This window comes from Streptomyces boncukensis, from assembly GCF_011045075.1.
GTDB lineage: Bacteria > Actinomycetota > Actinomycetes > Streptomycetales > Streptomycetaceae > Streptomyces > Streptomyces boncukensis.
Window position 1 is genome coordinate 1 of the sequence record NZ_JAAKZZ010000411.1, and the last position, 6,854, is coordinate 6,854.

At 75.0% G+C, this 6,854-nt stretch carries 7 protein-coding genes; 3 read left to right on the forward strand and 4 right to left on the reverse strand.

The annotated features are described in order from the left end of the window. Nucleotides 1-81 precede the first annotated feature (81 nt). Nucleotides 82-1,776, forward strand: a complete 1,695-nt coding sequence (locus G5C65_RS28285; protein WP_165301857.1) for a TIGR03767 family metallophosphoesterase — start codon at nucleotides 82-84, stop codon at nucleotides 1,774-1,776. Nucleotides 1,777-1,815: 39 nt separating this feature from the next. On the opposite strand, the gene G5C65_RS28290 is transcribed toward G5C65_RS28285, so the two are convergent. Beyond that, the gene (locus G5C65_RS28290) at nucleotides 1,816-2,712 is read right to left on the reverse strand and encodes a LysR substrate-binding domain-containing protein (RefSeq protein ID WP_165301858.1); all 897 of its coding nucleotides are present in this window, start codon (nucleotides 2,710-2,712) and stop codon (nucleotides 1,816-1,818) included. Between the two features lie 74 nt (nucleotides 2,713-2,786). Here G5C65_RS28290 and G5C65_RS28295 point away from each other — a divergent pair, with 74 nt between their 5' ends. Together G5C65_RS28295 and G5C65_RS28300 are read left to right on the forward strand one after the other, a co-directional pair. Continuing rightward, on the forward strand, nucleotides 2,787-3,662 hold the full coding sequence (locus G5C65_RS28295) for a DMT family transporter (RefSeq protein WP_165301859.1): 876 nt from the start codon (nucleotides 2,787-2,789) through the stop codon (nucleotides 3,660-3,662). Between the two features lie 11 nt (nucleotides 3,663-3,673). Continuing rightward, complete coding sequence (locus tag G5C65_RS28300) at nucleotides 3,674-4,825, forward strand: serine hydrolase domain-containing protein (protein WP_241266114.1); 1,152 nt, start codon at nucleotides 3,674-3,676, stop codon at nucleotides 4,823-4,825. Nucleotides 4,826-4,852: 27 nt separating this feature from the next. Here the strand turns inward: G5C65_RS28300 and G5C65_RS28305 are convergent, their stop codons facing one another. From G5C65_RS28305 to G5C65_RS28315, 3 genes are all read right to left on the reverse strand, one after another. Beyond that, nucleotides 4,853-5,938 (reverse strand): hypothetical protein, encoded by a 1,086-nt coding sequence (locus tag G5C65_RS28305; protein WP_165301860.1) that lies wholly within the window; start codon nucleotides 5,936-5,938, stop codon nucleotides 4,853-4,855. 124 nt (nucleotides 5,939-6,062) lie between these two features. Further along, nucleotides 6,063-6,302 (reverse strand): hypothetical protein, encoded by a 240-nt coding sequence (locus G5C65_RS28310; protein WP_165301861.1) that lies wholly within the window; start codon nucleotides 6,300-6,302, stop codon nucleotides 6,063-6,065. A gap of 92 nt (nucleotides 6,303-6,394) precedes the next feature. After that, nucleotides 6,395-6,676 (reverse strand): hypothetical protein, encoded by a 282-nt coding sequence (locus G5C65_RS28315; RefSeq protein WP_165301862.1) that lies wholly within the window; start codon nucleotides 6,674-6,676, stop codon nucleotides 6,395-6,397. Nucleotides 6,677-6,854 lie beyond the last annotated feature (178 nt).

Consider the following 6,854-nt stretch of genomic DNA (forward strand, 5'->3'; position numbering starts at 1 on the left):
GGCCCCGACCCCACGGAGCCCACCCCTACGAGTACCGCCCTCACGGGCGAAGGCCCCAGCGCTGCCACACCCCCGAAGGGGGTGCGGCATCCGGGCCCGCGGCGCCGTGCCGTTCTCGCGGCGGCCGGCGCTTCGGCCGCGGCGCTCGGGCTGGGCGGCGCGCTCGGCTCCCGCGGCGCCTCCGGCAGCCCCGGCGTCCCGGCCCCGGCCGCGCCGTCCCCGGCGGTGGCGCGTACCGGGCCGGGGCCCGGCCCCTCCGCGGCCCCGCCGCGCGGCGGCACCACGCTGACCAGCGTCTCCGTCCCGGACGGCGACGGCCCCTACCGGCGGCTCACCGACGGGGCGCCGTGGCGTCCCGTGGTGCGCACGGAGCTGGCGCGGGCGGGGAGCGCGCGGATACGGCGGCGCACCCCGCTGGCCGGATTCGTGCAGTTCACCGATCTGCATCTGGTGGATGTGCAGCACCCGCTGCGCTACGAGTTCCTGCGCACCCAGACGCAGAGCGCCTGGCGCCCCCAGGAGGCGCTGTCGACGGCGGGCGCCGTCGCGCTGGTCGAACGGGTCAACGCGCTGCCCGGCGGTCCGGTGACGGGGATGCCGCTGTCCTTCGTCATCACCACCGGCGACAACACCGACAACAACGCGCAGGCCGAGCTGGAGTGGTTCCTGACCGCCATGAGCGGCGGCCGTATCACCCCGGACACCGGTGCCCCGGGCACGTACGAGGGGGTGCAGAACAGCGGCCTGCGGACGTACTGGCAGCCGGACTCGGCGCTGCGGGACACCGACAAGGCGCGCGGCTTCCCGCGGATCGAGGGCTTTCTGCAGGCCGCGCTGCGCAGCGTCACCAGCCCGGGGCTGGCGCTGCCCTGGTATGCGACGGTCGGGAACCACGACGCGCTGCCGGGCGGCTGCTTTGCTGCGTCCGGCGGCCCGCACGGCTTCCTCGCCGACTTCGCGGTGGGCGACAGGAAGCTGATGGAGCTGCCGGACGCGGACGGAGCGCGGATGTGGCGGGCGGTGCGCAAGGGGCTCGACCCGAAGGGCGCCGACTTCGCGGAGCTGCTGCGCACGCAGCGTCGCAGGATGCGCACGGTCACCCCGGACCCGGCCCGCGCGCCGGTCACGGCCGAGGCGTATCTGCGGGCCCTGCGCAACCCGCGCTGGCGGGGCAGCGGCCCGCTCGGGCACGGCTACACGGAGCGGCAGCTGGAGACCGGCGAGCTGTACTACGCCTTCCGCGTCGCGGACGGCGTGATGGGCTACAGCCTGGACACGACGCGGCGCGACGGGCACTACGCGGGGCGGATCTCGCAGCGGCAGCTGCGCTGGCTGGAGCGGCAGCTGGAGCGGCACCGGGACGCGTACGCGCTCGTCTTCAGCCACCACACCAGCACCACCACTCCGGAGGGCGGCGACCAGCTGCTGGACCTGCTGAAGCGCACCCCGCACGCGGTGGCCTGGATCAACGGGCACAGCCACCGCAACCGCATCACACCGCACGGCACGCTGTGGGAGGTCAGCACCGCGTCCCACATCGACTTCCCGCAGCTCGCCCGCGTCATCGAGCTGGTCGACAACCGGGACGGCACGCTCTCGCTGCTCACCACGCTCATCGAGGCGTCCGCTCCGGCGCGGGTGGAGCGGAGCGATGTGTCGCAGACGGGGCTGGCGTCGCTCTACCGCGAGCTCGCCGCGAACGCGCCGGGCCGGCGTATGGATCTCGCGGGCGAGGCGGGCGACCGCAACGCGGAGCTGGTGCTGCGCAAGCCGTGACGGGGCGATGGGGGTACATGAACACGAGCCCCGCGCCCCTCACGGGGCGTCGTGCTGCCGCTCCAGCAGGGTCAGACAGGCTCGTACGGAGGGGCTCGGGTGGTGGGCGCGCCATGCGGCGCGGACCTCGCGCCGCAGGCGGGGGCGCACCGGCACGAAGCGCACACCGGGCGGGCAGGGGCGCTGCGCCATGCGCGGCACCAGCGCGAGCGTCAGATCGCGCGCCACGAAGGCGAGCTGCGTGGCGTACTCGGTCACGGGGTAGCGCACCTCGGGCTCCAGACCGCTCCCGCGCAGCGCCTGCACCAGCGCCTCGTACGGCTCGGTCCCCTCGGGGCAGCTCGCCCACACCGCGCCCGCCAGCTCCGCCAGGCCCAGCTCCGCGCGGTCCGCGAGGGGGTGCCGGGCGCTGAGCGCGACCTCCACGTCCTCGACGACGAGCGTGCGCACCGCGACACCGGCGGGCACCGGCATCGGGCGGCTGTCCCAGCTCTCGATCAGCAGCAGGTCGAGATCGCCGCTGAGCAGCCGCGGCACCAGGTCGACAGCCTCCCCGTCGACGACGGTCGGGGTCAGCCGGGGGTGTGCGGCGGTGAGCCCGGCGAGCACGTCGGGCAGCAGGGAGCGCAGCGAGCTGCCCACCCCGCCGAGCCGGAGCGGGCCCAGTATCTCCTCGCTCAGGTCGGCGAGGTCGGCCTCGGCGTCGGAGAGCTGGGAGAGCACGCGCGCCGCGTGGCCGGCGAGCACCCGGCCCGCGTGGGTGAGCCGGACGCTGCGCCCGTCCGGCTCCAGCAGCGGGTGGCCCGCCTCGCGCTCCAGCTTGGCCAGCTGCTGGGAGACCCCGGACGGGGTGATGTGCAGGGCCTGGGCGGCGCGGGCCAGCGAGCCGTGGGCCGCGACCGCGTCCAGGGCACGGAGCCGGTCGAGACTGAACACGCAAGCAATGCTAACCAATACTGGAAAAAAAACTTCGCTTTTACTTGAGAGTCGTGGGCGGCAGAGTGACGGTCATGGCTCCCGTGGACATCCGAAACCCCAGGCTGCTGGCGGCGTCCGGCTCGGTCTGCATCTCGGCGTCGGCGATGTTCGTCAAGCTGTCCGGCACGAACGCGGGCACGGCCGCGTTCCTGCGCTGCGCCCTGGCGCTGCTGGCGCTGCTGCCGCTCGCGCTGGCCGAGCGGCACAGGGTCGGGCCGCGCGCGCCGCGGCTGCATCTGCTGGATGTCGCGGCGGGCGCGCTGCTGGGCGTCGACTTCGTCTTCTGGGTCGCCAGCATCCGGGACGTCGGCTCGTCCATCGCCACCGTGCTGCTCAACCTCCAGGTCGCGGTGTTTCCGCTGCTGGCGCTCGCCTTCTCCGGTACGCGCCCCGGCGTGCGCTTCTGGCGCACGCTGCCGCTGATGCTGCTGGGCGTGGCCCTCGCATCCGGCGCGATCGGCTCCCCCGAGCCGGGCAGCGACCCGCTGAGCGGGGTGCTGTACGGCGCGACGGCGGGCGTGGCGTTCGCCGGGTACCTCTACCTCACCCGGCTCGGCGGCGGCCGGGGGCACACCGCAGCGCCGGTGTGCGTCTCGACGCTCGCCGCCGGGGTGACCTCGGGCGTGCTGGGTTCGCTGTGGACGGGCATCGATCTGGCGCCCGGCTGGGGCGCGCTGGGCTGGCTGGCCGTGATGGCGCTGTGCGGGCAGGTGCTGGCGCTGCTGCTGATCGGCCCGGCGCTGGCCAGGCTCGAACCCGTCACCGGCGCGGCCCTGCTGCTGTTGCAGCCGGTGGTGGCCATCGGGCTGGGCGTCGTCTTCCTGGGCGAGCGTCCCACGCTCACTCAGTACGCCGGTTGCGCGCTCGTGTTGGGCTCCGTGTGGCGGACGAGTCGGCCTGCTCACTAGGGTGACGGCTGATGCCCCCCATGTCGCTGCCGCGCAGCGTTCTCATCGGACTGCTCGCTCTCGTCTGCGGGTTCGCCCTGCCCTCCGGGGTGTCCTTCGCCGCCGACGGCGGGCACGCCCGCACCCACGAGGCGCTGCACGAAGCGGTGGTGCGGTACGGCGTGCCGGGCGCGCTGGGCTGGGTCCAGGACAGCGGCGGCGTGTGGCACGGCTCGGCCGGGGTGGCCGACCGCCGCACCGGGCGGCCCCGGCAGGCACGCGACCGCTTCCGGATCGGCAGCCTCACCAAGCCCTTCGTGGCGACCGTGCTCCTGCAGCTCGAAGCGGAGGGCAGGGTGCGCCTGGACGACCCCGTGGGGCGGTGGCTGCGGAAGGTGCCGCTCGGCCGGTACGGCGCCGCCTTCGGCGACCGGCGGCATACGGTGACGGTCCGCCGGCTGCTCGGGCACACCAGCGGCATCCCGGGCTACACGGCCGACCCCGCGTTCCGCCGGGCGTACTTCGGCACCCCCTTCCTCACCGAGCGCTGGGCCTCCCACACCCCCCGCGAGCTGATCGCCCCGGCGCTGAAGCGCGGCCCGCTGTTCACGCCGGGCACCGCGTGGAGCTACTCCAACACCAACTACGTGCTGGCCGGCATGGTCATCGAGGCGGTGACGGGGCGGTCGTACGCCGAGGAGATCGAGCACCGCATCGTGCGTCCGCTGCGGCTGCGGGACACCTCGCTGCCGGGCACCTCGCCGCGCATCCCCGGGCGGCACGGGCGCGCGTACTCGGCGCTCGGCGGGCGGGACGGCGAGCGGTACGACGTCACCGCGCTCAACCCCTCGCTCGCGGGCGCCTCCGGGGAGATGATCTCCTCCGACCGGGATCTGGTCCGGTTCACCCGGGAGCTGCTGACGGGCGGTCTGCTGCCGCCCCGCCAGCTGCGCGAGATGAAGTCCACCCGCGCGATCGCCCGCCACGAGCGGTACGGGCTGGGGCTGACCGCACGCACCCTGTCGTGCGGGGTGACGGTCTGGGGGCACGACGGCACCATCCACGGCTCGCACTCGGCGGCGTTCGGCACGGCGGACGGCAGCCGCACCGCGGCGTTCAACGTCAACGCCGACTGGGGAGCGCGCAGCACCCGCGCGATGGTCGAGGCCGAGTTCTGCGGCTGACCTGCGCGCCGCGCCCCTTCCCCGGCCTCAGCGCGGCAGGACACTGACAAACGCGGAGGGCCCCCGCTCGTCGGAGGTCATCAGCGCCGTGCGGACCACGGCGGCCTGCTGCGCGAGGGACTCCCGCAGCTTCCGCGGCGTCACATGGACGACGGTGATACCGAGCCGCTCCAGGGTCTCCCGGCGGCGCGCGTACTCCGTCCACACCGCGGCGTCGTGCTCGCCGCACTCGTCGGCGCCCTCGCCTCCCCCGGGGCCCGCGGCGGACTGGCGCGGGGTGCGGGCGTCGATCACCAGGGCCACCGCGTCCTCCGGCCAGTACGCGTCCACGCTGCCGAGCGGGGGCCCGCCGGGCAGCCGCAGCTCGACGTTCCAGCAGGGCTCGGGCAGGCCGTGCCCCAGCACCATGTCGTAGAGCCGGCCCTCGGCCAGCGCGCGCCCCTCGGCGAGCAGCGCGTCGACGGCGTCCACCACATGCGGGCGGCCGAGCAGCCGCGCCCGGGTCAGCTCGCGCACCACCGCCTGCGCCTCGCAGTGGCCGCCCCGCACCGACTCGGTCAGCAGCCGCCGCACCGCCACCGCGTCGGTCAGCACCGAGACGGCGTCGGCGAGGGCGCGCGGCACGGGCGCCACGGGCAGCCCGGTGATCTCCACCGGCTCCGGAAGCCCCTGCCCGCCGCGCACGATACGGGCGCACCCGGTGGAGCGCGGACGGCGGCCGCGCGGGACGAGGACGTCGATACGGTCGAGCGCGCGCAGGGACGGCGCGCAGGCGAAGCGGTGCAGCGTGAGCGCGACCGGCCCGGTGAGCATCGCCGGGCACCCGACGGACTCCGCCGGCCCGCCCGGCTCCGCGCCGGACCGCGCACCGCGCCCGTCCGCCGCGTAGAGCAGGGCCGCGCGCAGCCGCTCCTCCGGAGTGGGGATGCCGCCGTGCAGCAGGCAGACACCGGGCAGCAGCATCTGCCACGGCCCTCCGGGGCGGCAGCGCTCGGCGGCTCCGGCCGGGGTGACGCCGTGCTCGCGCAGCGCGCGGACGGTCATCACCCGGGGGCGGGCGGCGGTCAGATGGCTGAGCGGGCGGGGCGAGAGCGGTGCGTCGTGGTGCGTCATGCTTCCGCGATTCCCCGCGGCGGCACGGAGACCACGGCTGTGACAGGGCTGTCGTAAAATCCGGACAACCCCGTCCTAAAGCACGGCAGTTCGAGAGCCGAGAGGACGGCCTCCCGGCCCGCCGTCAGCCGCTCTTCTTGCGGGACTTGTCGCCCGCCACCACCAGTCCGGCGATGATCAGGAAGAGAGCGATCGGCGCGCCGACGAAGAGGCCGAGGGTCTCCATGATGCTCAGCCCGGGACCCGGGTCGTCGCCGTCGTCGCGGGTGAGCGCGAAGGCGGGGGACGACAGGAGCATCATCAGCGTCACACCGGCGGTGACCGTGCCGGCGCGCAGGGCGTTCTTGTAGACCTTGTTGCTCACAGGATCAACATATCGGACGGGGGATTCCCCCGCGCGGCGGGGTCCCGCGCAGGGCCTCTCGCGCGCGGCGGCGGATCGCCCGCGGCGGGGCGTCAGATGTCCGAGGGCTCCGTGCCGTATCCGGCGCCGGTGGGCTCGCTGGTCAGCGGCAGCTCGCCGAGCGGGGGCTCGCTGGTCAGGGGGGCGACGTCGGCGAGCGGTGGCTCGCTGGTCAGCGGCGCTTCGACGCAGCCGCAGGTGCACGAGCCGTCGAGTCCCAAGGCGGGCAGGGATGCCCCGGACACGTCTGCCGGCCCGTGCCCGGGTTTGGAGTGCAGCTCCTGCCGGGGCAGGGGCGAGAGGGCGGAGATCAGCAGTTCGGCGGTCGCGGCCACGGCGGGCCTCCGTTCATGGCGGGTGAAGTGCCGGACACGTCTCGCCTTACCCAGTCGGGGCGCGCGCAGACGTGTTCGGCCGCGGAACGTGGTTCAGGTCACGTCGACCCGCGCCGGAGAATTGCCGATCCCGGCGCGCATACGACGAAGATCCGGGGTTTCCCGCCCCGCCCCACAC